The sequence below is a fragment of the Peribacillus muralis genome (assembly GCF_001439925.1).
GTDB lineage: Bacteria > Bacillota > Bacilli > Bacillales > DSM-1321 > Peribacillus > Peribacillus muralis.
Map to the genome: position 1 here is coordinate 109,208 of NZ_LMBV01000005.1, position 22,134 is coordinate 131,341.

Genomic DNA, 22,134 nt, shown 5'->3' on the forward strand with positions numbered 1-22,134 from the left:
ATCCAATAGCACCAGTAAAGTCAACCTGATCGGAAATCGGCAAGCGGACTATTTCTTTATTAATTATGAAACGAAATGAACATTCAAACGTATAAAAACTAGAACATAAGAAAGGTAAAGAGGACTATCATCATGACGGAGGTTATTTAATTGGATAAAGAAGCTAAGGAAGTAACGAAATCTAGGTTTTACAAAATAGGAATGGCTTTCTTGATCATTTCCCTTCTCACCTGGATCATTCCGGTAATCGCTCCGTTTATGCCCTTTTCGGCTGCGGGCAAGGCGGGGGTAATAACGGGCGCTATCGTATTCGCGGAGGTCATGTTTTGGGTGGGGGCGCTTTTGGTCGGCAAAGAAGTCGCTGCTAAATACAAAAGCTATCTAAACCCGAAAAACTGGCGAAAAGAAAAAGGGTGACATGAGGGAAGTGATCGACCGCTGATCAGGGAAAAATTCAGGTGCGGAACGCTTATTGCGTTTAGATACATTGGCCTGACCGTTACGACTTGAAATGGTAGTCCAAGGGCTTGTTTTATCCCAAAGAGACAGAGATATTTCCTTATTTGTTCGGATTGTTGCACTGGGGATATATACTTTGTCTTTCATGTGAAATCGAGGAAAAACCGATACATACCGGATCATAACGGTGGCTGCAGGGCAAAGGGGAAATCACCCTTTGCCTTTTTCCTTAATTAGGGAATTTATCACTTGTAAGAAAATTACAAAACTGTAATATGAATAGTGTATAAATTTTGTTAAGGGGATGAGTGAAACAATGAAGAAAATCGTTTTATGTTTTTCATTATTAGCCGCTTTTTTAGTCGCTTTTGGCTCACTGGATTCATTAACGAGCAGAGCGTCAGCAGAAACCCACAGCTATGATGGGAAAAGTCCATACTATAACAATTGTGCGGATAGTGCCGTGACCAAGAAGTCCGTTAAGATTAATGCCAACGGAGCTACAGCTAATTTGGAGCTGAAATTCAGCACCACATGCAAAACGGCCTGGGCGAAGATCACGCTCAGCAGACCGGCTAAAGCGGATGGTGAAGCAACTGCATTGGTTGTTCGCAGCACAGATAATAAACAATATCACTGTGCTTCTCCCGGAGGAAATGGTGAAATCAATAAAGGTCAAACGACATGCTATACCCCGATGGTGTATGATTTAGATCCGCGAAAAGCAAAAGCGGTCGGATATTGGCCTTACACAGCAGGTGAAACAGACTGGTATTAATGATTTTTGAGTATGAGAGGATGAATGAATTGAAAAATACATGTAAAATGATCGGTTTATCCATATTGATGACATTTTCGCTATTTATTCTCGAATTCATGGTCATCGGTAAGCATCAAGCATTGGCTGAAACTCATAGCTATGATGGAAAAAGCCCCACCTATAATAATTGTGCAGGCACAGCTGTAACGAAGGATAAAAAATGGATCGATTCCAATTCATACGTTGAATTGAAATTCAGCACTACTTGTAAAACCGCCTGGGCGAAAGTCACTGTCACCCGTCCCGCCGTATATAATCATGAAGCGGATGCGAGGATCGTCCGCAGTACAGATGGGAAAGCCTATACGTGCGAAAGCTCCGGAGGCAATGGCGTTGTGAATAAGGGACAGACCTCATGTTATACTCCGATGGTATATGATTTGGATCCGCGCACAGCGCAAGCCCAGGGAATACATGCGATCCCTAATAGTGATGCGTATAATAAAGCGGTGACCATCTGGTTTTAAAAACAGCAAGCAGCAAGAAAGCATCCGAATGATCGGATGCTTTTTTTAGTCATTTCCTCGATTTGCTGCTTCCAACTGAAGTAAATAATGCTTCATCTCCGTACCGCCGCGGTAACCGGTAATGGCGCCGTTCTTTCCGATTACCCGATGGCAGGGCACTGTAATCAAGACAGGATTGGCGCCAATCGCCGTGCCGACCGCCCTAACGGCTGTAGGTCTTTCGATGATTTGAGCGATATCCGAGTATGAACAAGTCGTTCCATAGGGGATATGCTTCAGTGCGGCCCAAATTTCCTCTTGAAAGGGAGTTCCTTTTACATCTGCTGGAAATGAGAAAGTTTGCCGGGTTCCTTTGAGATAGTCTTGCAGTTCTTGTATATAAGGCCTTAATGCTTCTTCGTTTTCTGCAAGCTTGGCCTTTGGGAAGCGCTTTTGTATCCATGTGCTCAACTCCTGATACGTTTGTCCCGGTGAACCTACATAGCAAAGTCCTTTCTCCGTCTTGGCGATATATAATGGACCTTCCTCATACGGCAGGACTGACCAGTCAACGGTTTGCTCTTTACCACTCATCTTATTCACATCCCTTCGCGTACCTCACCTTTAGTATACAAGAAAGAGTAGATATGCAAACTAGACTATTTTATTGTTAAAATAAGGAGAGGCGATATTCAGCTTAAAGTTGATTAGAGGAGGAGTATGAATGAAAGAAGCGTTTTATGAAACTAGCGAATGGACGATCGATGTACCCAATGAGTTTCGCTTTACGGAAAACCTTAAATACTTGTCACGTTCCTCCAATGAATGTTTGTTCCATATTGTCGATCAGAAGATATATCGTGCCTTAGCTTTCGGAAACGAGACGCTTTTAGTGGAAATCAGTGCGGTAAATGAAAAAGAGCTGAACGTTCGAATTCCTGGCCGGACTGCACCAATCGAAAATCATGTGGTAGATGCCGTTTCCGAGTACATTCGCAACTGGTTCGATCTTGACACAAATCTGCTGCCTTTTTATGAGCTTGCAAAAAAAGACCCTCTATTGCAAAGGCCGGTCGATCAATTCTTCGGTTTAAGGAACATGGGCATTCCAGATTTATTTGAAGCTATTGTCTGGGGAATTCTTGGACAGCAGATTAATTTGACTTATGCTTATACCTTGAAGCGGAGGCTTGTTGAAGAATTTGGCCAATATGTTCAATACGAAGGAAAGCAATATTGGCTGTTTCCAACGCCTGAGTCAATATCCGAATTAACGGTGGAAGACCTAGCCGTCCTAAGAATGACTGTGAAGAAGTGCGAGTATTTAATTGGTGTAGCACAACTAATGGCGAAAGGGGAACTAACGAAAGAAAAGCTGCTGCAAGCAAACGATGTAAAGACGGCTGAAAAAATGCTTACGACAATACGCGGAATTGGACCATGGACAGCGAACTATGTACTGATGAGATGCTTGCGTTTTCCAGCCGCATTCCCAATCGATGACGTCGGTCTGCACAATGCCATCAAGCTTGTCCTCGAAATGGAAGGAAAACCTACAAAAGGCGAAATCCTAAACTGGTCGAAAGCTTGGTCAAACTGGGAATCGTACGCAACCTTTTATTTATGGAGATTGCTTTATTGATATTTCGTAGATAAATCCCAAAATTCGTCGATAAACCAGTACAATTCGTAGATAAATCCCAAAATTCGTCGATAAACCAGTACAATTCGTAGATAAATCCCAAAATTCGCAGATAAACCAGTACAATTCGTAGATAAATCTCAAAATTCGTCGAAAAATCAGTACAATTTGTAGATAAATCTCAAAATTCGTAGAAAAACCAGTACATTTTATAGATAAATCTCAAAATTCGTCGATAAACCAGTACAATTCGTTGATAAATCTCGAAATTCGTAGATAAATCAGTATGTTTCGTAGATAAATCCCAAAATTCGTCGATAAACCAGTACAATTCGCTGATAAATCCCAAAATTCGCAGATAAACCAGTACAATTCGTAGATAAATCCCAAAATTCGTAGATAAAGCAGTACATATCGTAGATAAATCTCGAAATTGGTACATAAGTCAGTACAATTCTATCGGTATTTCTCCAATTCGGGAGATAAAATGCGGTTTGACTCGCAGGTCCTTCGTTACGAGCCCAACCAACTTACGTCCACATATCATATCTTATATCATTCAATCATATAGGGGTGAATGACCATGTATGTGTACCCAACGTATTATTATGAAGATCAACCGTATCAAGATCGAGTGTTTCCTGAACTACCAGGATTTCCAGGCGGGCCGCAATTCCCGGGTCAATCGGGATCATCGCCGTATTCGCAAGCACCAACAGCTCCGCCGCCATCGTTTATCCCGCAGCAGCAACAAGCGTCAACATTTGCTGTAGATCCGGGGGCGATTTCGTTTTGCTTATTCAGGAATACGTACATTTGGTTAAATAATGGCGGGAGTTTCTGGTATTACCCGATTTTCGTCGGTCCGCGATCTGTAGCAGGCTTCAGATGGAATGGGAGATTCTGGACGTTTTTTGGGATCGATACAAGACAAATTAGATCTTTTACCTGTTTTTGAAAAAAGGCTTAAAGGGGTTGCCGTCATGGGAGCTCTTTTTTGTCTTTCCCCAATTCGAATAAATCGGGAAGATCGATAAAAGCAGGACAACCCATAGGAAAGCGTTATTGAAGGAAAGACCTACCGACGATTTTCCACCTAGAGCGGTCAGCATGCCGATCAGGAAAAGAAGGTACAAGATGGAAAGTATTTGCTCTTTGAACTTCGCTCTATGATTGGCATGGCGATCCCTTTTCAAGAGGAGACTGAGATAAAAACCGATCAAAAGGCCAAGAATTATTTCCGGTAAAATGATAGTAGGAAGAATGTTTGGGAAAAAGTCGTAAACAAGCAAAAAGGTAATGACGATTAAATACATTGGATTCAAGAAATCACCTTCTTTTTTTGTTATAGTATACCATCAGATGCTTGTATCACAATGTTCAATACTTAATAGAAATGGTAAAATCATTATGCTCCAATACTTGTAGAAAATGAATATTGAGGACTGTTGAAAAATGAGGAAAATACCGCTGGAAACCAAGATTCTCGGACTAGTCTTAACGCTGAGCCTTTTTTTGATTCTGTTATTGACGACGACTTTTTCCTATATGGAAGGAAGGCAAATCGCGAAGGATAAAGGCCAATTAGCTTTGGAGCTTTCAAAAACGATTAGCTTCATGCCAACTATTACAGCCGCTTTTGAAACGGAGGATCCGGCCGGCACCATTCAGCCGGTTATCGAAAAGATCCGCCGTGAAACAGGGGCGGAGTTCATTGTTGTAGGGAATGAAAAAGGGATTCGCTATTCCCATCCTTCGTCATCCGAGATAGGGAAGCGGATGAAGGGCGGCGATAATAGCAGGGCACTACGCGATGGCGAATATTATGTTAGCGAGGCAGCAGGCTCACTTGGTCTTTCGATTCGGGGGAAATCGCCGATCTTCAATAAGGATGGGAAGATTATTGGGATCGTTTCGGTCGGTTTTTTGGTCGAAGATGTCCGGGCCCAGATTTTCAAGGATCTTTCGAAGGAAATGCTTATATCTTTATTGGCGATCATGATTTCAATCATTGGCAGTTACATGCTGGCAAGAAGCATACGTAAAGATACGTTAGGACTTGAGCCATTTGAAATAGCCAATTTATATAAAGAAAAAAATGCGGTGCTTCAGTCGGTCAAAGAAGGAATTCTCGCCATTGACCAAAATGGGTTGATCACCTCGATGAATCAGCCAGCGAAAAAATTGCTCGATATTAAGGAGTCGGTTCGCCATTTGAATGTTGATGGACTTTTTCCGTCGAAATATTTATTGGAAGTGCTAAGGTCTGGTGAGCCGCAGGTGGATAAAGAGATTTCGTGGAAAGATAAATCGATTATCGTGAATTGTACGCCAATTTTCGATAGTGAAGGGGTAAGCGGTGTTGTCGCTTCGTTCCGCGATCGAACCGAACTTGAGGAAATGGTCAACACGTTATCGGAAGTGAAGATGCATTCAGAGGATTTAAGGGCCCAAACCCATGAATTCACCAATAAGCTATACGTCCTTTCAGGATTGATACAGTTAGGGGAATATGATGAGGCGATAGATATGATACAAAGCGAAACGTCCGAATTGCATTCCTTGAACCGTGTCGTGTTTGAACAGATAAAGGATACTAAGGTACAAGCGCTGTTACTTGGCAAGATCGGCAAAGCATCGGAGAAGAAGATCAGCTTCGAAATAGATCCGCAAAGTTATTTGGAAAAGCTGCCTGATCATATAAAATTGTCACAGCTCACATTGATAGTAGGCAATCTTCTCGATAATGCGCTTGAAGCGGTTTCCGGCTTGGACGAGCCGCTCGTGAAGTTCTTCGCAACTGATATTGGGAATGATCTAGTATTTGAAGTGAGTGACAACGGAAAAGGAATACATGAGAATGATATTTCTTGTATTTTCGAACGGGGATTCACTTCGAAAAACAATGCAAGTCCGAGTGGTTATGGACTTTCAAACGCTGATCAAGTCGTAAAAGAACTAGAAGGCATCATCGAAGTGCAAAGCGAGGATGGAAACACCATATTCACCGTGTATCTTCCTAAACAACGGAAAGGAGGGGAAACATGCTAAAGATAAAAGCTGTCATCGCCGAAGATGATTTTCGGGTAGCGGATATACATGAAAAGTTCTTGAAAGCTTTTGATGAAATAGAAGTGGTCGGAAAAGCCGTAAATGCCAAAAAAACACTGCGGATATTGGAGCAAAAAAAACCGGATTTGCTTTTGCTTGATGTGTATATGCCGGATCAACTTGGTACAGAGCTCCTTCCCGAAATTCGGCAAAAATCTCCGAATGTCGATATCATCATGATTACGGCAGCGACAGAAAAAGAGCAACTGGAAAAAGCGCTCCACTACGGGGTAGAGAATTATTTAATCAAACCAGTGGAGATGAAGCGCTTCAACCAAGTTATCAGGGAATATCTGAAAAAAGTTCAGCTGCTGAAATCCAAACAAGAAATAGATCAAGATTTTGTTGATCTCATTTTGAAAAAAGGAGACGTCCTGCCGGAAACGAACGAAGTGCCCGCCCTGCCGAAGGGAGTCGATGAAATCACGTTGACGAAAGTGATCGAGGTTCTCCATGCAAGCGATATCAGCTTGTCGGCCGAGCAGGTGAGCGGTCAGATTGGCGCCTCCAGAACAACCGCACGACGCTATTTGGAATACTTGATTTCCGTAAAGAGATGCAAGGCGGAAGTCGTATACGGGGTCGTGGGCAGACCGGAGCGAAGATATTATAAAATTGAATAGTTTGTAGACAAAAATGGTCAGTAATAGATACGCTCTGTTACTGGCCATTTTTATGCTTAATTGAAAGTGATCGTAGAAATATATTGAACAGTTCCTTGTTCAGCTACTAAATTTATCTCTAAAATAATTGTTCCCTTTCTACTTGGCAGATGTAGTGTGTTATCTTCAATTGAAATCGATTCTTTCTTATTATTATTCCAAAGCTGTGCTGTAATCTCCTTTTCTAAAACTGTACCATTTGCTAAATATGAAAATCCTATATCCTCTCCAGAAGGTATATCGATTTTTTCTTTTTGTGCAAAGGCAAAGGCCTTTATATCCTCCACCCGTTTTTTAAAAAATTCACCATCTTTCACTTCCCAGTTTACATTTCCTTGTTCCATGATTATTTCGGAACCATTAACGTGTAACTGGCCTGTGGGAGGGCTTGTATCATAATCTTCACCTATAAAAGTAAAGACACCAAATTGTTCAGCAATCAGAATAATAATAAAAATCGTGATAGCAGCAAATGGGATAAACAGTAAAAGCTGCAGGGTTTTTTTCATGATCTTCCTCCCCACGTTAATCAACTAATTTCACCATTAATATAAAACCTTAAATGCTGCGCTTCATTCACCCGTGAACACAATGAACAAAATTAACATAATAGTTTTAAAACACAATAAATTGAAAACGCTTACAGATAAAGCGATTTCATATACAATTTACTTAATTAGAAATTGAGGAGTGATCATATGCTCGCTTTATTAGGATATTTGATGATCGTAGTGTTTATGATATTAATTATGACTGGGCGGCTTTCCGCCATGATAGCATTGATTGTAGTACCAAGTGTGTTTGCGCTTATTGGTGGATTTGGCGGTAAAATGGGCGAGATGGCCTTGGAGGGAATCAAGGATGTCGCGCCAACGGGAATCATGATTTTATTTGCGATCCTTTTCTTTGGCATTTTGATCGATGCAGGGGTTTTTGATCCCATCATAAATACAATCCTTAAGCTTGTGAAAGGAGATCCAGTCAAAATTGCCATCGGTACGGCAGTCCTGGCTTTGCTCATTTCCTTGGATGGTGATGGTACGACTACATATATGATAACGATTTCAGCAATGCTTCCGCTCTATAAGCGGATTGGTATGAAGCCGCTTATTTTAGCTGGTATTGCTGTTTCGTCATCTGGTGTCATGAATCTTCTTCCTTGGGGAGGTCCGACAGCACGGGTGATGACCGCTTTGAAACTTGAGATGTCCGATGTTTTCACGCCGGTCATTCCAGCGATGATTGGCGGAATTGTATTCGTCCTGTTCATGGCTTATTGCCTTGGGAAAAAAGAAAGAAAAAGAATTGGGATCATAGAAATCGATTACCCTGGTGGGGCCCAGCATGCGGCTGCCACGGAAGATGCTCATCTTAAGCGCCCAAAATGGATTATATTCAATTACGCATTGACGCTTACACTGCTGGTGGCGCTTATTATGGAAGTAATGCCTTCAGCGGTTCTGTTCATGATAGGCTTTGCCATTGCCATTACGGTTAATTATCCAAATGTCAGTGATCAGAAAGAACGTGTGGCGAACTACGCGGATAATGCTTTATCGGTCGTTTCAATGATTTTTGCAGCAGGTGTCTTCACTGGAATCCTCTCAGGTACGGAAATGGTCGATGCGATGGCAAACTCTTTGATTCAGCACATCCCGGCGCAAATGGGTGCACATTTTGCCGTGATCACAGCCGTCATCTCAGCACCTTTTACGTTCTTCATGTCCAATGACGCATTTTATTATGGTGTGCTTCCATTACTTGCTAAAGCGGGAGCTGCATATGGAATTGATCCTGCCTTGATAGGGAGAGCCTCTCTGCTAGGGTTACCGGTTCATTTATTAAGCCCACTTGTTCCATCTACCTATCTATTGGTTGGAATGGTAGGGGAAGATTTCGGAGCATTGCAGCGCACTTTCTTGAAGTGGGCATGCGGATCGACGCTTGTCATGATAGTCGTATCTGTCCTATTGGGAATTATCCCGTTATAAAGCTTGAAAGAGTCCCGTTCGTCAAGATGCGAACGGGGCTCTTTTCGTTAAGGATCCAGCGCTGAATAAATCGGGAAAAGTGAGATACATTATGTTTGTCTGCTCTTTCGCGACAAAGTTAGCTTTTTCTTTCGTTGAATGAGGAAGGTGCGTATCTTAAGATAAAGGAAACTATATTAATATGAAGGGAAGAGAGCAAAATGGCTCAATTTAATATAAAGGTCGCCGTTCAAAAGTTCGGTAACTTTCTAAGTTCAATGGTCATGCCGAACATATCTGCTTTCATCGCCTGGGGGTTAATCACGGCCTTATTCATTCCAACGGGTTTCCTGCCAAATGAAAGCCTTGCCAAAATGGTTTCACCGATGGTTACATTTTTACTGCCGCTTTTAATTGGGTATACGGGTGGTAAGCTAATTCATGACCACCGGGGCGGCGTAGTCGGTGCCATTGCGACAATGGGCGTCATCGTCGGATCTGACATCCCGATGTTCCTTGGTGCAATGATCATGGGACCACTCGGCGGGTATGTCATCAAGAAATTCGATCAGCTGATCGAAGGTAAAATAAAAGCCGGTTTTGAAATGCTTGTTAATAATTTCTCAGCGGGGATAATTGGCGGCTTAATGTCGATTCTATCCTTCCTGGCCATTGGGCCGGCCGTAGTCGTATTTACAGGATGGCTTGTAGCAGGAGTCGATTGGCTTGTCGGTACAGGCTTACTGCCATTGACGAGTATCTTGATCGAACCTGCGAAAGTATTGTTCTTGAACAATGCGATCAATCACGGTGTATTATCACCAATCGCTCTGGAGCAAGCTAAACAAACAGGATCTTCCATCCTGTTCCTGCTTGAATCAAATCCAGGACCAGGTCTTGGCGTTCTGCTTGCATATTGCTTCTTTGGAAAAGGAACGGCGAAGAGATCGGCGCCAGGAGCTGCCATCATTCATTTCTTCGGCGGAATCCATGAGATTTATTTCCCTTATATCCTAATGAAGCCGATGTTATTTATAGCGGTCATCCTTGGAGGCATGAGCGGAGTTTTCACATTGGTTCTTTTAGGGGGCGGACTATTCGCACCTGCTTCACCAGGCAGCATTCTTGCCATTACAGCTGTAACTCCGCATCATGCAAGCGCATATATCGCCAACTTTGCCGGTGTACTGGTAGCTACAATCGTATCATTCGTCGTCGGTGCATTCATCTTGAAAACAGGAAAGCAATCGGATGAAAATATTGAAGATGCTGCGAAGAAAATGCAAGAAATGAAAGGCAAGAAAAGCTCTGTTGCCAATGTGTTCGCTTCAGAACCAGGAACGATGCCAACAAACGTCAGCAAAATCATCTTTGCCTGCGATGCGGGGATGGGATCTAGTGCGATGGGTGCATCGCTGCTTCGCAAGAAGGTCAAGGAAGCCGGGTTGAATATAACGGTTACCAATACGGCAATTTCAAACATTCCTGCAGATGCACAAATCGTCATAACACAGGAAGAGTTAACGCCAAGGGCGCAAAATAAAGTGCCGAATGCGTATCACGTATCCGTCGATAACTTCCTATCAAGCCCTGAGTATGATTCATTGCTTGCGCGGCTTCAGGATGACGGTACAGATGAACTGCATGAAATCGTCGAAGAAGCAGAAGAAAACGTTCCTGGTGTCCGTGAAGATTCAATTCAACCTGGCATCAACGAGGATGAGCACGATGATAATGAATTGCTTCGCGAAGAAAACGTCTTCCTTAATCAACAATTCGCCAATAAGGAAGAAGCGATCCGTTTTGCGGGAAGGGCCTTGGTCGATGCAGGTTACGTGCGTGAAAGCTATATTGAAGCTATGATTGCCCGCGATGAATTGACTTCAACTTATATGGGTAACGATGTAGCGATTCCACACGGAACAGAGGAAGCGAAGAAGGACGTCCTTAAATCTGGATTCACCGTTTTACAGATTCCAGATGGTGTGGATTTTGACGGCCAAAAGGCACGATTGATATTCGGTATTGCCGGGAAGGATGGCACGCATCTTGAAATCCTTTCTGGTATTGCAGTCACATGCTCTGAGATGGAGAATATTGAAAAAATGGTGAAAGCCACTTCAGCCAGGGAATTGATGGATATTATCAAGGTAGAAAAAAATTAAATACTCCTAACCAAGAATAGAAAAGCGTTTTACGCTTTTCTATTCAGTATATTCTCGTGTTACTCCACCTGAAATGAGTTGGTAGCATGTATATTACTTCAAGGGAAAAATCAATCCTGGAACTGATCATAAAAACGTCAGGAAAACATACGGCCATTTCCATTGCCGCACAATTGAATGTGAGTGTCCGCACGGTTCAACGTGATATGAAGTCAATCGAAAAAATCCTGCAATCCTTTGACTTGCACCTGACACGCAATACACATGAAGGGCTGTCGATCGACGGCAAGAATGAACAAATCTTTCGGCTTGTGCAGCATTTGATGGGCAATCATCCGATCGATCAGACGCCGCAAGAAAGAAAGCTGCATCTTCTTTTAACTTTACTTCAGGAAGAATCCTACAAAACGCAAGGACTTGCTGGTGATCTAGGTATAAGCATTACGACTCTTACAACCTATTTAGACGAATTGACTGAGTGGTTAAAGAATTTTAATATCGTGATTACGAGAAAAAGGGGAGTCGGGATAGAGCTTACCGGCACGGAAGAAAATAAACGGAAAGCCCAGGCTGCCTATTTTTTGCACTTCTTTAATGAAGAGCTGATCGAAAGCTTATTTTTGCTTCAAGAAGGGAAAATCCGGGATGGGAAAATCCTCGATTATTTTGATCCCGATTATCTTTTGGCCATAGATGGGGTGCTGAATTCGACCTTTAATAGTGTCCATTCGCGTTTAGCCGATAGCGGGTATATCGGGTTGATCGTACATATCCATGTCACCCTGCAAAGAAATGAAAGTCAATTCCATTTGGAGAAAGACTTCAAGAGGCTAAGCGACCTCTCGGATGAGAATAACCTTATGGATAAAATCTGTAAGGAACTCAAGCCCATGCTGAACGTTTCTTTTACAATCGATGATATAAGTTACTTGGCGGCCATCCTCAAAGGTTCCAAACTTCATACAGCCGATGCCGTTCCGTATGACAGTGTGCTGCTGGGTCAGCTGATAAGAAACTTGATCAAGGATGTATCCGCTCAATTGCAAATCGACTTGACCAAGGATTTCCCATTATATCAAGGGCTTCTTGCCCATATGGAGCCTTCGCTGTTCCGCATCAAACAGGAAATGGGATTGTACAACCCCTTAACGGAAGAAATTAAACGAAAGTATCCTGTTCTCTTTTTAGCCGTTAAGACAGGTTTGGAAAGGGAATTCAAGGAAATTAAAGAATTCCCTGAAGATGAAATAGCCTTCATCGTTCTTCATTTCGGATCTGCGTTGGTGCTGCGGGAAGAGGAAATATCAATAAAGGCGCTCATCGTTTGTCCGACAGGGATAGGGACGTCAAAGATGCTTGCCAGCCGCATTAAAAAAGAAATCATCGAAATCGAGACGGTTGAAATTAAAACGATCAAGGATATCCAGAAGCAGAGCAGCCTGCAAAATTATGATGTCATCCTTTCGACCGTTCGTCTTCCTTATATCAATCGTGATTATATTCTCGTATCTCCTCTTTTGAGTGAAGAGAATATCGAAAATATCAGGAATTATCTCAGGAAGAATATTGAAAGATTCACGAAGAATAAGCGTTATCGCGGTCAGGCAGTCAACAAGGATTTCCACCCGGAAAAAGTGGAAGGCGAATTAAAGGAAGTGCTGCAGGAATTGAAAAATGCCCAGGAAAGCATTCAGTCGATCATCGATAATTTCCGGTTATATCGTCTTCCGCATTTGAAGGGCCATCCGGAAATCTTGGAAGAAATGGTTTTGATCGCTGAAAAGGAACAACTGATCGTGGGTGCCGATGATGTAATTGCAGCGCTGAACGAGCGGGAAAAAAAAGGCGGTTTAGGCATACCTGGCACTGTAATGGGCCTTTTCCATACAAGACATAAGAACGTGAAAGAGCTGCTATTCCAAATCGCCCATTTGGAGGAAGCTTGTTCTGTCAAAGGGATGGACGGAAAAGAAGTCCATATGAAAAACTTGCTGCTGATGCTGGCTCCTGAACACTTGAGTGTGAAGCAGCAGGAAATCGTCAGCTTGATCAGTTCAAGCTTGATCGAAAGCAATGAATCGATCATGATTTTTTCATCTTCGGACGAAGAACTGATAGGCAAAAGATTGGAAGCCATATTTTTGGACTATTTATATACTAACTTGATAAAGGGATGATTGTAATGAAACAAGCCGTGCATTTTGGTGCAGGAAACATTGGAAGAGGATTTATCGGAGCACTTTTTTCACAATCTGGATATCATGTGACATTTGTAGATATAGCGGAAAAAATTATCGATCAATTAAATGAAAAAAAGCAATATCAAGTTAAATTGGCAACAGATCAACAAGAATCGGTTCTAGTAGAAAATGTTTCAGGTTTAAATAGCTTAAAGCAGGAAGGGGAGGTCATCAAGGCCATCACGGAAGCAACCTATCTGACCACGGCCATCGGTCCGAATATCCTGCCTCATATCGCTCCTTTAATTGCAAAAGGATTAGTCGCAAGAGTGAAGCAGACTGATGAAAAACTATATGTGATCGCTTGTGAAAACCAAATCTCGGCAACAGACCTTTTAGAAGGTTATATTCTAGAACACTTGGATCAAGATACAAAAGAAAAACTAGCCGATAAAGTATTCTTCTTCAACTCAGCAGTCGATCGCATCGTTCCTATCCAAAATAACGCAGGATCACTGGACGTATTGGTTGAACCTTATTATGAATGGGTCGTTGAAACGAATGAAAGCATTCCTGAGGTTGAAGGGATGACGATTGTAAAAGAACTCGCTCCATTCATTGAGAGAAAACTGTTTACCGTTAATACAGGACATGCATCGATTGCGTACCTCGGTTACCTTAAAGACCGTACTTTGACGATTGACCAATCCTTGGAGGACGAAGCCATAGTCGAGCAAGTCAAGAAAATACTAGGCGAAACCGGCGACTATTTAATTGGACAATACGGATTGGATGCAGACGAGCATCAGCAGTATATTGAAAAAATCATTAGTCGTTTTAAAAACGCCTACTTGAACGACTCGGTGAATAGAGTCGGACGTTCACCGCTGCGCAAGCTCGGGCCGAACGACCGTCTCGTACGCCCCGCCGTAGAAGCGAAGAAGGCCGGACTATCTTACACGAATTTAGCCAAGGCGATAGCCGCCGCCATGCTGTTTGATTTCAACGAAGATGAAGAAGCAATCAAGCTGCAAACGATGATTAAAGAAAATGGTGTACCAGCCGTCCTCAAGGAAGTAAGCGGCCTGGGAGAAAACAGTGAAATAACCATTGAAGTCGTCAGTCATTACAATGAGTTGAAAAAATAAATACTTTAAGATTTGAGGCTCCTGAATGTTCAGGAGCTTTTGCTTATTTCAAAGGAAAAACAGCATTAGCTTAATAGTTGCAAGTGAGAAGGGAGAACCAAAGCAATAAAAAAACCTTGTAAATAGTAATCGTTACGTTTTATAATGAAGCAGTCATGAATTACGAGGAGCCGATTTAGGTATTAAATCGTAATCGTTTTGATTTGAAGGGAGGCGGTTACATAAGGCAGACAGTGTTCATCAATAAGTTTTAAATCGTAATATTTTCGATTTACGTGATGATTCTTGTAATTATGGAGGTAATGGAGGATGTCGAGAAAATATCAATCATTTATTATTGTATGTTTATCATTCTTTCTTTTGGCTGCTTGTTCCACTGAGTCTGCGAAAGAAAGAGGAGGAGCGGAGAAGGAAGTGAACTTACTTTTTAACTTTGCGACGAGCTCGCTCGATCCGAATGTGGATACTAGTTATGTGTCAATGCGGGCTGGCATTACGGAGACATTGGTGCATCTCAATGATGAGGATTTGACCATCGAGCCGTGGCTGGCAAAAAGCTGGAGCAGCAAGAATGGCCAGTTATGGGAGTTCAAGCTGAGGGAGGGTGTGACGTTTCAGAATGGAAAGCCGATGGATGGCAAAGCGGTGAAGGCATCGTTAGAGAGGGCGATGAAGGATAGTCCGGCGATCAAGAATGCCTTGCGCATTGAATCGATTGAAGCGGATGGGAATGCGCTGACCATTAAGACGGAGGTTCCCTTTCCTGAGTTTCCTTCTGAATTGGTCCATCCAAATACATCGATCATTGACGTGAAGGAAAGTGACTATATGAACAAGCCGATAGGAACAGGACCATTTGCCGTTTCGAAATTCATACCAGGTACGGCCGTTGATTTAATCCGCTATGAGTCTTACTGGGATGGAGCCGCAAAGCTAGAGAAAGCCAGGTTTTCGTTTAATGAGGATGCCAATGCCCGGTCTCTTGCCCTTGAATCGGGAGACGCCGATATTGTTTTCCGTCCGGAAGTGGAAAGCCTGGAAAATTTAGAAGCGATAGATGGAGTGAAGGTAGAATCGACTTCCACGTTCCGCGTCCATCAAATGACGATGAATTTGGAACGAAAAGCATTGCAGGACATACACGTCCGAAAGGCGATCGATGCCTTGATCGACCGTTCATCCATAGCGGATACGATTTTACATGGTCATGCAGAAGTGGCAACAGGGCCTTTTCCATCCACTTTCTCTTTTGCTCCGGACTATCCGGAAAAAGAGAAGGGAATGAAAGCGGCAAGAACGTTTCTTGATCAGGCGGGATATAAGAAAGTGAATGGTGTCATGCAAAAAGATGGCAAACCGTTAACGTTAACACTGCTTACATACAGTTCACGTGCCGACCTGCCGTTAATTGCCCAAGTTTTTCAATCGGATGCCGGCCAATTGGGGATTGATGTGAAAATCAAGCAAATAGAAATCCCAGAAGAGTATATGGCTGCCAATCGCGATTGGGATTTAACGACCTACAGTAATTTAACGGCTCCGCGCGGGGATGCCGGCTATTATTTAAATGCTACGTATCATCCTAAGGGTGCCTTGAACTTCAGTGGGGCCGATGATGATCATCTGACGTCACTGATCGATAAGCTGAACGTAACGGTCGGACAGGAGAAGCGCTCGGATTTAGCTGAGGAGATTGCGCTGTATGTGGATGAACAGGTGTATAATGCATTCATTTTACATCCGAATACACTTGTTGCTTTTAATGCCGAAAAAGTTGAAAACTGGATCACTTCGAAAAGTGAATACTACATGCTGACGAATGAACTGGATGTGAAGTGAATGCTTCGCATCTTATTCCGGCGATTCATTGAGGTCGTGATTTTTGTCCTTGTGATTACTTTCATCTCATTCCTTTTTGTTCGGCTTGCTCCAGGGGACCCGGTTCTCTCGATCCTTCAAGTGGATGAGGTATCGATCACAAGCGAGCAAGTCCGAGAGCTTCGAGAAGAATTGGGGTTCAATGATCGGCTGTTCGTGCAGTACGGTCATTGGTTCATCGACTTCATTCAATTGGATTTCGGGCATTCCTATCTGACGAATCAACCTGTGATGGAGATGATCATGAGCGGGCTGCCTGCAACACTTGAGCTGGCGGTTGGCGCATTGCTTGTTATGCTTTGTATTGCCATTCCTTTAGGTTCGCTTGCTGCTTTGTACAGGGGAAGCTGGATTGATCAGATAAGCCGTGCCGTTTCTTTAGTAGGTGCAGCCATCCCTAGCTTTTGGCTGGGTCTGCTTTTGATAGATTTATTCGCGGTACGATGGGGAGCGTTTCCAACAATGGGCAGGGACGGATTTCGTTCTCTCATTCTGCCGTCGGTCACGTTAGGGCTGGCCATCACAAGTGTGTACGTCCGTTTGCTGCGTTCGAGTTTGATAGATTCCCTCAGTCATGATTTCATTACGGCTGCCCGCTCAAGGGGGATTTCAGAAATGCGGATATTCTTTGTTCATGCATTTCGTTATAGCCTGCCACCGGTCATTACCGTATTCGGGGTGAGCCTTGGGAGCCTGATCGGAGGTGTCGTGGTGATCGAAGTGATTTTTGCCTATCCAGGCATAGGGAAGCTGGTCGTGGACTCGATTCGGTCGCGGGATTATCCAGTCATTCAAGGGTATCTGTTGGTCATGGCCATCATCGTATTCATCGTCAATAGTGTCGTTGATTTATCTTATCGTTATTTAAATCCTGAGCTAAGACTGAAGGAAAGGAAGCATGGAAAATGGAGTTAGTGATCAAAAAAAAAACCAAAAGGCGTTGGCTTTTCATGGTGATGGCTACAGTCCTTGCTGTTGCGGCTTACGCCTTTCTTATTTTGAAACATGATCCGGCACTGGTCAATTTGGGAGAAAGACTATGGCCGGCAAGCTTGGAACACCCGTTAGGGACGGATCATCTAGGTCGTGATGTATTGACACGTCTTCTGCTTGGTGCACAGCTGACGGTTGGCTACGGACTTTTATCTTTGTTTGCCGCGGTGATCATCGGCGTACCGTTCGGGGTGATTGCCGGTTTTAAAGGAGGGCTGATCGATCGGATCTTTATGCGCATTGCAGACGCGTTTCTCGCATTTCCTGATACGATCGTTGCCATTGTGCTAAGTGGTTTATTAGGTCCAGGAATCGAAAATCTCCTGTTGGCAATCGTTTTAGTGAAATGGGTGAATTATGCCCGGCTTGTCCGAAGCACGGTGATCACCGAACGTGGGAAGGATTATGTCACAGCTGCTAAAATCAATGGATTACGTTCATTTGCGATCATGCGGAAGCATTTATTTCCGCACCTTATCGGGAATGTGCTTGTATTGGCTAGCCTCGATTTAGGTAAAATCATTTTGCTCATATCTTCCTTATCATATATCGGACTCGGGGCGCAGCCGCCGGCACCAGAGTGGGGAGCGATGCTGAATGATGCCCGGCCATACTTTCAATCTCATATGATGCTGATGATTTACCCGGGGCTCGCCATCGTATTTGTCGTCCTTTTATCCAACATACTCGGTGATTATTTGCGCGATGCATTCGATGTGAAAAAGGAGGTGGAATCATGAGCATTTTATCCGTAAGGCAGCTTCATATCATGGGAAAGCAAAATCATATCGTCAAGAATCTTTCATTCGATGTGCATGAAGGTGAGTGGTTCGCACTTGTCGGACAAAGTGGAAGCGGCAAAAGCATGACGGCCATGGCAATAGGTCAGCTGCTTGCACCTAATCTCCAAGCGAAGGGCGAAATATGGTACGGGGAAAGAAACCTATTGGCGCTATCACCCTCTGAAATAAGGAAGATTCGCGGAAAGCGCCTAGCTTATATTTTTCAAGATTACCAGGGTTCATTCACACCTTTCCTTACCATCGGTCAGCATTTCGACGAATATCAGAAAACACATTTGAGCCTTTCCAAAAAGGCAAGGCGGCAGCAAGCGGTCAAGGCGCTCATATCGGTGGGCCTGAAGGAAGATATCTACAGCAGATACCCATTTCAATTAAGCGGTGGTCAGCTTCAACGCGTATCCATTTCAATGGCCCTGCTGCTTGAACCGGATATTTTGATAGCGGATGAACCGACGACAGCCTTGGACAGTGTATCTTCCTTTAAGGTTTTAGAGCTGTTATCAAGGCTCCAAAAAGAAACCGGATGTGCAGTCTTGTTCATTACCCATGATTTGCGTCATGTTAAGAAATATGCGGATCGCATTGCGGTCATGAAAGACGGAGCCATCATGGAGATTGGTGACAAAGATCAAGTATTGAATCATCCCAAGCATGCTTATACGAATGAACTGATTCAATCATCGCCATCATTGCGCAGAATGCCATTCAAGCTTGAAGGAGTGTCAGGATGAGTTTATTAGACGTACGAAATGTCCATAAAAGCTATGAAACCGGAGTGGAAATACTAAGGAATGTAAATTTAAGCATCGAAAGGAAGGAATGCCTCGGGTTAGTGGGAGAGAGCGGCTGCGGAAAAAGCACACTGGCAAGAATCATCCTTCAGATTGAATCCTTTGACCAAGGCTGCATCTTATTTGAAGGAACCGCACTGCAAAACAAAAATGAAAGAAGTCTAAACCCATATCGGAAGAACATCCAGGCTGTTTTGCAAAATCCTGCCGCTGCTTTGAATCCAAAACTAAAGATAAAGAATTCATTAATGGATCCTTATCAGCAATTTGGCAGCGAGATTACCCTAAAACATTTTACGTATACAAGTGAAGCGAACTTTATCGGACAGCTGCTGGAAACCGTGGAGCTCCCAAAAAGCTTTGCCGAACGTTACCCGCATGAGTTAAGCGGCGGACAAAAGCAGCGGGTGACGATTGCACGCGCAATCAGCATTGAACCGGCCCTGATTATTTTGGATGAACCAGCTTCAAGCCTGGACGTGCTGTCTCAAGCGGCGGTGCTTAAATTGTTAGGCGGGCTGAGGAAGACATTGGACATTTCCTACCTATTTATTTCTCATGATCTGTCGGCAGTACAGCAGATGAGCCAGAGGATTCTGGTGATGAAAGAAGGGGAAATCGTGGACTCCTTTGAAAAGGAGCTGCTCTTTGGTGAGGACCGTCATCCTTATACGAAAGAATTGATTTCACTGTTTGAGTGAATAGGTAGGACGAGTCCAGTTTGTAAATCGGAATGATTTCGTTTTTGATTTTAAATATAGGGAGGAAGTAAGGTGAACCACCGATCATATTTGGCCTTGGCCATTCCTCTGACCATATCGACGATAACGACACCGTTGATAGGTGCGGTGGACACCGCTGTTGTAGGTCAGTTACCAAACCCCGCTTATTTGGGCGGCGTAGCTATAGGTACGGTCATTTTCAATACCTTGTATTGGCTATTTGGCTTTTTGCGTGTGAGCACTTCGGGATTTGCTGCCCAAGCACTTGGGGCAAACGACGAAAAGCAGAGCATGTTAGCTTTTTTAAGGCCCTTTATACTGGCGATTGTTGCAGGGATAGGTTTCATCCTGCTTCAGGGACCAATTGAACATGTTTCTTTAACACTGATGAATCCGGAAGCTGACGTACGAAGATATGCAGCTGAATACTTCAGCATTCGAATCTGGGGTATTCCTTTCACTTTGATGAATTACGTCATATTGGGATGGCTGATGGGGATGTCCAAGATCAAGGTTTCGCTAGTTTTACAGGTGTTCATGAACTTGATGAACATCGCCCTGGATGTGCTGTTTGTCCATGTTTTCGAATGGGGGGTGGCAGGAGTAGCGATAGCGACCCTCCTTTCGGAAGTGACGGCCTTTTTCATCGGACTGATCGTAATTGTAAAAGCGTCGCCGCATCGAATGGAACTGCCTCCATTGAATGAGATGTTCAATCTTTCATCACTTAAGAAAATGATGTCGGTGAATCGGGATTTATTCATCCGAACGCTTTGCTTGTTGGCCGTTTTCAATATCTTCACGGCAAAGGGTGCCTCATATGGAACGGAGATATTGGCGGCGAATGCCGTTCTCATCCAGATCCACTATATGATGGCTTACTTCTTTGACGGGTTCGCTAATGCTTCAAGCATACTTGTCGGAAAAGCGATTGGTGCTAGAGATAGACACTTATATAAGAAAACCCTAAGTCTATCGTTGCAGTGGGGTATCCTTTCCTCCCTGATGATGGCTGTCAGCTATTATCTATTCGGTGAAAGCATCCTGCCGCTTTTCACACGAATACGAAGTGTCATTGAGCTGGCAAACATGTATGGAATTTGGCTTATTTTGTTTCCTCTATCGGCCAGTGTAGGTATCGTTTTCTACGGTGTCTTTACCGGGGCAACAGAAGCTGCCCCGATTCGTAACTCGATGATCTATTCCTTGATTGCCTTTGTCATAACACTTTATATTTTTGTGCCGACCTATCAAAACCATGCATTATGGCTCGCTTTTACTGTATTCAGCCTAGGGCGATCGGTATTTTTGGCAATGTATATACCACGATTAAGTAAAAAATTATTTCCTAATAGGAGTGTGTGCCTTGAAAACGATCAAATGGTCTAGGAACCAGGAAAAAATCATTCATACATATATGGATACGTATAAGATTTTACTGGAAGAAAAAGATTTATCACCAAAAAATCCAATCATCAATCGCGTTTTAACCGAACTGGTTTCGCTGATTTCGAAACCGTTGGACCAGCATATGGCAGAAGAAATTCTCAACCATGATCAAATCCGCTCGATTCGGGGTGATATGCTGGATAAGCTGACGATCGCCGAAACATCGATGGAGAATCATTATGCAAACTTATTTGTTGGCAGTGTGAACACCCTTGAGGATTTTCGTTCCTTCCTTTATTGGGGGAACTACAAAGAACTAATCAAAACGGAGATCAATGAATTGAAAAAGGTGAAAAATGATAGTCAATCATTCGCATTTGTAGGTACGGGCCCTTTGCCTTTAAGTCCATTGTTGCTTCAACAGGAGCTTGGAGCAAATATGACTTGTCTTGATATAGATGAACAAGCCTATTCGCTAGGCAAACGGATCATCAAGCAACTGAAGGGAGAAGCGACCTCGAATTATATCTTAAATGATGGCGCCCTTCATGATTATGGGGAGTTTGATTTGGTCTGGATTGCCAGCCTAGTTCCTAATAAAGAAGAAATACTGGAAAGAATATATGAGACGAACCCACACGCAACCGTGGCAATAAGGTCGGTGGACGGCATTCATCAATTATTATATGAACCCGTTGATGCGACAAAATTCAGTAAAGTGATATGTCAGGAAGTCGGGAGAACCATAGCCGACTCTTTCATCATCAATTCAACCGTTTTTTACACATTTAGATAATGACACGATGAAATGAGTTGCTTCGGCAATTCGTTTTTTTAAAGGAAAAAAGAAATCCAACAAACCTTACTTGACAGTACAAACTTATAAAAATATAATTACTTACATAAAGTAAGTGCGTTAGGCGTTTGAAACACGTCGGCATTCCTGGGTTCTAGG

The 22,134-nt window shown here is 43.2% G+C and carries 21 protein-coding genes; 18 read left to right on the forward strand and 3 right to left on the reverse strand.

Annotation, left to right across the window (positions count from 1 at the left end; translation table 11 throughout):
- Positions 1 to 150: 150 nt before the first annotated feature.
- The 3 genes from ASU00_RS09005 (at position 151) to ASU00_RS09015 (ending at position 1,746) form a co-directional block, all read left to right on the forward strand.
- A complete protein-coding gene (locus ASU00_RS09005) occupies positions 151 to 417 on the forward strand; it encodes a transporter suffix domain-containing protein (RefSeq protein WP_330219529.1) in 267 nt (88 codons plus the stop codon).
- A gap of 358 nt (positions 418 to 775) precedes the next feature.
- Entirely contained in the window at positions 776 to 1,237 is a 462-nt protein-coding gene (locus tag ASU00_RS09010) for a DUF2690 domain-containing protein (RefSeq protein ID WP_082630218.1), read from the forward strand.
- Between the two features lie 68 nt (positions 1,238 to 1,305).
- Positions 1,306 to 1,746, forward strand: a complete 441-nt coding sequence (locus ASU00_RS09015; RefSeq protein WP_236712693.1) for a DUF2690 domain-containing protein — start codon at positions 1,306 to 1,308, stop codon at positions 1,744 to 1,746.
- Between the two features lie 45 nt (positions 1,747 to 1,791).
- On the opposite strand, the gene ASU00_RS09020 is transcribed toward ASU00_RS09015, so the two are convergent.
- Positions 1,792 to 2,319, reverse strand: a complete 528-nt coding sequence (locus ASU00_RS09020; RefSeq protein ID WP_057913128.1) for a methylated-DNA--[protein]-cysteine S-methyltransferase — start codon at positions 2,317 to 2,319, stop codon at positions 1,792 to 1,794.
- A 130-nt stretch (positions 2,320 to 2,449) separates the two neighbouring features.
- On the opposite strand from ASU00_RS09020, the gene ASU00_RS09025 reads away from it, so the two are divergent.
- Positions 2,450 to 3,367, forward strand: coding sequence for a DNA-3-methyladenine glycosylase family protein (locus ASU00_RS09025; protein ID WP_057913129.1), 918 nt, complete (start codon positions 2,450 to 2,452; stop codon positions 3,365 to 3,367).
- Positions 3,368 to 3,950: 583 nt separating this feature from the next.
- A complete protein-coding gene (locus ASU00_RS24435) occupies positions 3,951 to 4,325 on the forward strand; it encodes a transporter (RefSeq protein ID WP_082630219.1) in 375 nt (124 codons plus the stop codon).
- On the opposite strand, the gene ASU00_RS09030 is transcribed toward ASU00_RS24435, so the two are convergent.
- Positions 4,312 to 4,692 (reverse strand): hypothetical protein, encoded by a 381-nt coding sequence (locus tag ASU00_RS09030; protein ID WP_057913130.1) that lies wholly within the window; start codon positions 4,690 to 4,692, stop codon positions 4,312 to 4,314. The genes ASU00_RS24435 and ASU00_RS09030 overlap by 14 nt on opposite strands.
- Before the next feature lie 130 nt (positions 4,693 to 4,822).
- Here ASU00_RS09030 and ASU00_RS09035 point away from each other — a divergent pair, with 130 nt between their 5' ends.
- Both ASU00_RS09035 and ASU00_RS09040 read left to right on the forward strand, forming a co-directional pair.
- On the forward strand, positions 4,823 to 6,418 hold the full coding sequence (locus ASU00_RS09035; protein ID WP_057913131.1) for an ATP-binding protein: 1,596 nt from the start codon (positions 4,823 to 4,825) through the stop codon (positions 6,416 to 6,418).
- A complete protein-coding gene (locus ASU00_RS09040; protein ID WP_057913132.1) occupies positions 6,412 to 7,101 on the forward strand; it encodes a response regulator in 690 nt (229 codons plus the stop codon). The genes ASU00_RS09035 and ASU00_RS09040 overlap by 7 nt, the downstream gene beginning before the upstream one ends.
- A 56-nt stretch (positions 7,102 to 7,157) precedes the next feature.
- Here ASU00_RS09040 and ASU00_RS09045 read toward each other — a convergent pair whose 3' ends face one another.
- Positions 7,158 to 7,649: a hypothetical protein gene (locus ASU00_RS09045; RefSeq protein ID WP_057913133.1), complete on the reverse strand. Its 492-nt coding sequence runs from the start codon at positions 7,647 to 7,649 to the stop codon at positions 7,158 to 7,160.
- A gap of 189 nt (positions 7,650 to 7,838) precedes the next feature.
- On the opposite strand from ASU00_RS09045, the gene ASU00_RS09050 reads away from it, so the two are divergent.
- From ASU00_RS09050 to ASU00_RS09100, 11 genes are all read left to right on the forward strand, one after another.
- The gene (locus ASU00_RS09050; protein WP_057913134.1) at positions 7,839 to 9,131 is read left to right on the forward strand and encodes a CitMHS family transporter; all 1,293 of its coding nucleotides are present in this window, start codon (positions 7,839 to 7,841) and stop codon (positions 9,129 to 9,131) included.
- A gap of 200 nt (positions 9,132 to 9,331) precedes the next feature.
- Positions 9,332 to 11,275: a PTS mannitol transporter subunit IICBA gene (locus tag ASU00_RS09055; RefSeq protein WP_057913135.1), complete on the forward strand. Its 1,944-nt coding sequence runs from the start codon at positions 9,332 to 9,334 to the stop codon at positions 11,273 to 11,275.
- 86 nt (positions 11,276 to 11,361) lie between these two features.
- Positions 11,362 to 13,452: a BglG family transcription antiterminator gene (locus tag ASU00_RS09060; RefSeq protein ID WP_057913136.1), complete on the forward strand. Its 2,091-nt coding sequence runs from the start codon at positions 11,362 to 11,364 to the stop codon at positions 13,450 to 13,452.
- A 5-nt stretch (positions 13,453 to 13,457) separates the two neighbouring features.
- Positions 13,458 to 14,603 carry a mannitol-1-phosphate 5-dehydrogenase gene (locus tag ASU00_RS09065; RefSeq protein WP_057913137.1) on the forward strand — a complete coding sequence of 382 codons (1,146 nt, stop codon included), beginning with the start codon at positions 13,458 to 13,460 and terminating at the stop codon, positions 14,601 to 14,603.
- 309 nt (positions 14,604 to 14,912) lie between these two features.
- The gene (nikA, locus tag ASU00_RS09070; RefSeq protein ID WP_057913138.1) at positions 14,913 to 16,442 is read left to right on the forward strand and encodes a nickel ABC transporter substrate-binding protein; all 1,530 of its coding nucleotides are present in this window, start codon (positions 14,913 to 14,915) and stop codon (positions 16,440 to 16,442) included.
- On the forward strand, positions 16,443 to 17,396 hold the full coding sequence (gene nikB, locus ASU00_RS09075) for a nickel ABC transporter permease (protein ID WP_057913139.1): 954 nt from the start codon (positions 16,443 to 16,445) through the stop codon (positions 17,394 to 17,396).
- Positions 17,387 to 18,214, forward strand: a complete 828-nt coding sequence (gene nikC, locus ASU00_RS09080; protein ID WP_057913140.1) for a nickel transporter permease — start codon at positions 17,387 to 17,389, stop codon at positions 18,212 to 18,214. The genes nikB and nikC overlap by 10 nt, the downstream gene beginning before the upstream one ends.
- Positions 18,211 to 19,008: an ABC transporter ATP-binding protein gene (locus ASU00_RS09085; protein ID WP_057913141.1), complete on the forward strand. Its 798-nt coding sequence runs from the start codon at positions 18,211 to 18,213 to the stop codon at positions 19,006 to 19,008. Before nikC ends, ASU00_RS09085 begins: the two co-directional genes overlap by 4 nt.
- Entirely contained in the window at positions 19,005 to 19,769 is a 765-nt protein-coding gene (locus ASU00_RS09090; RefSeq protein WP_057913142.1) for an ABC transporter ATP-binding protein, read from the forward strand. The genes ASU00_RS09085 and ASU00_RS09090 overlap by 4 nt, the downstream gene beginning before the upstream one ends.
- Positions 19,770 to 19,841: 72 nt before the next feature.
- Positions 19,842 to 21,179, forward strand: coding sequence for an MATE family efflux transporter (locus ASU00_RS09095; RefSeq protein ID WP_057913143.1), 1,338 nt, complete (start codon positions 19,842 to 19,844; stop codon positions 21,177 to 21,179).
- Positions 21,157 to 21,975 (forward strand): nicotianamine synthase family protein, encoded by an 819-nt coding sequence (locus ASU00_RS09100; RefSeq protein WP_236712675.1) that lies wholly within the window; start codon positions 21,157 to 21,159, stop codon positions 21,973 to 21,975. Before ASU00_RS09095 ends, ASU00_RS09100 begins: the two co-directional genes overlap by 23 nt.
- The last annotated feature ends 159 nt before the right edge of the window (positions 21,976 to 22,134 follow it).

What these genes read in the sequence shown, in the direction of transcription:
- ASU00_RS09010 (WP_082630218.1), top strand. Translation starts at nt 776, where the DNA reads ATGAAGAAAATCGTTTTATGTTTTTCATTATTAGCCGCTTTTTTAGTC.
- ASU00_RS09015 (WP_236712693.1), top strand. Translation starts at nt 1,306, where the DNA reads ATGACATTTTCGCTATTTATTCTCGAATTCATGGTCATCGGTAAGCAT.
- ASU00_RS09020 (WP_057913128.1), bottom strand. Translation starts at nt 2,319, where the DNA reads ATGAGTGGTAAAGAGCAAACCGTTGACTGGTCAGTCCTGCCGTATGAG.
- ASU00_RS09025 (WP_057913129.1), top strand. Translation starts at nt 2,450, where the DNA reads ATGAAAGAAGCGTTTTATGAAACTAGCGAATGGACGATCGATGTACCC.
- ASU00_RS24435 (WP_082630219.1), top strand. Translation starts at nt 3,951, where the DNA reads ATGTATGTGTACCCAACGTATTATTATGAAGATCAACCGTATCAAGAT.
- ASU00_RS09035 (WP_057913131.1), top strand. Translation starts at nt 4,823, where the DNA reads ATGAGGAAAATACCGCTGGAAACCAAGATTCTCGGACTAGTCTTAACG.
- ASU00_RS09040 (WP_057913132.1), top strand. Translation starts at nt 6,412, where the DNA reads ATGCTAAAGATAAAAGCTGTCATCGCCGAAGATGATTTTCGGGTAGCG.
- ASU00_RS09045 (WP_057913133.1), bottom strand. Translation starts at nt 7,649, where the DNA reads ATGAAAAAAACCCTGCAGCTTTTACTGTTTATCCCATTTGCTGCTATC.
- ASU00_RS09050 (WP_057913134.1), top strand. Translation starts at nt 7,839, where the DNA reads ATGCTCGCTTTATTAGGATATTTGATGATCGTAGTGTTTATGATATTA.
- ASU00_RS09055 (WP_057913135.1), top strand. Translation starts at nt 9,332, where the DNA reads ATGGCTCAATTTAATATAAAGGTCGCCGTTCAAAAGTTCGGTAACTTT.
- ASU00_RS09060 (WP_057913136.1), top strand. Translation starts at nt 11,362, where the DNA reads ATGTATATTACTTCAAGGGAAAAATCAATCCTGGAACTGATCATAAAA.
- ASU00_RS09065 (WP_057913137.1), top strand. Translation starts at nt 13,458, where the DNA reads ATGAAACAAGCCGTGCATTTTGGTGCAGGAAACATTGGAAGAGGATTT.
- nikA (WP_057913138.1), top strand. Translation starts at nt 14,913, where the DNA reads ATGTCGAGAAAATATCAATCATTTATTATTGTATGTTTATCATTCTTT.
- nikB (WP_057913139.1), top strand. Translation starts at nt 16,443, where the DNA reads ATGCTTCGCATCTTATTCCGGCGATTCATTGAGGTCGTGATTTTTGTC.
- nikC (WP_057913140.1), top strand. Translation starts at nt 17,387, where the DNA reads ATGGAGTTAGTGATCAAAAAAAAAACCAAAAGGCGTTGGCTTTTCATG.
- ASU00_RS09085 (WP_057913141.1), top strand. Translation starts at nt 18,211, where the DNA reads ATGAGCATTTTATCCGTAAGGCAGCTTCATATCATGGGAAAGCAAAAT.
- ASU00_RS09090 (WP_057913142.1), top strand. Translation starts at nt 19,005, where the DNA reads ATGAGTTTATTAGACGTACGAAATGTCCATAAAAGCTATGAAACCGGA.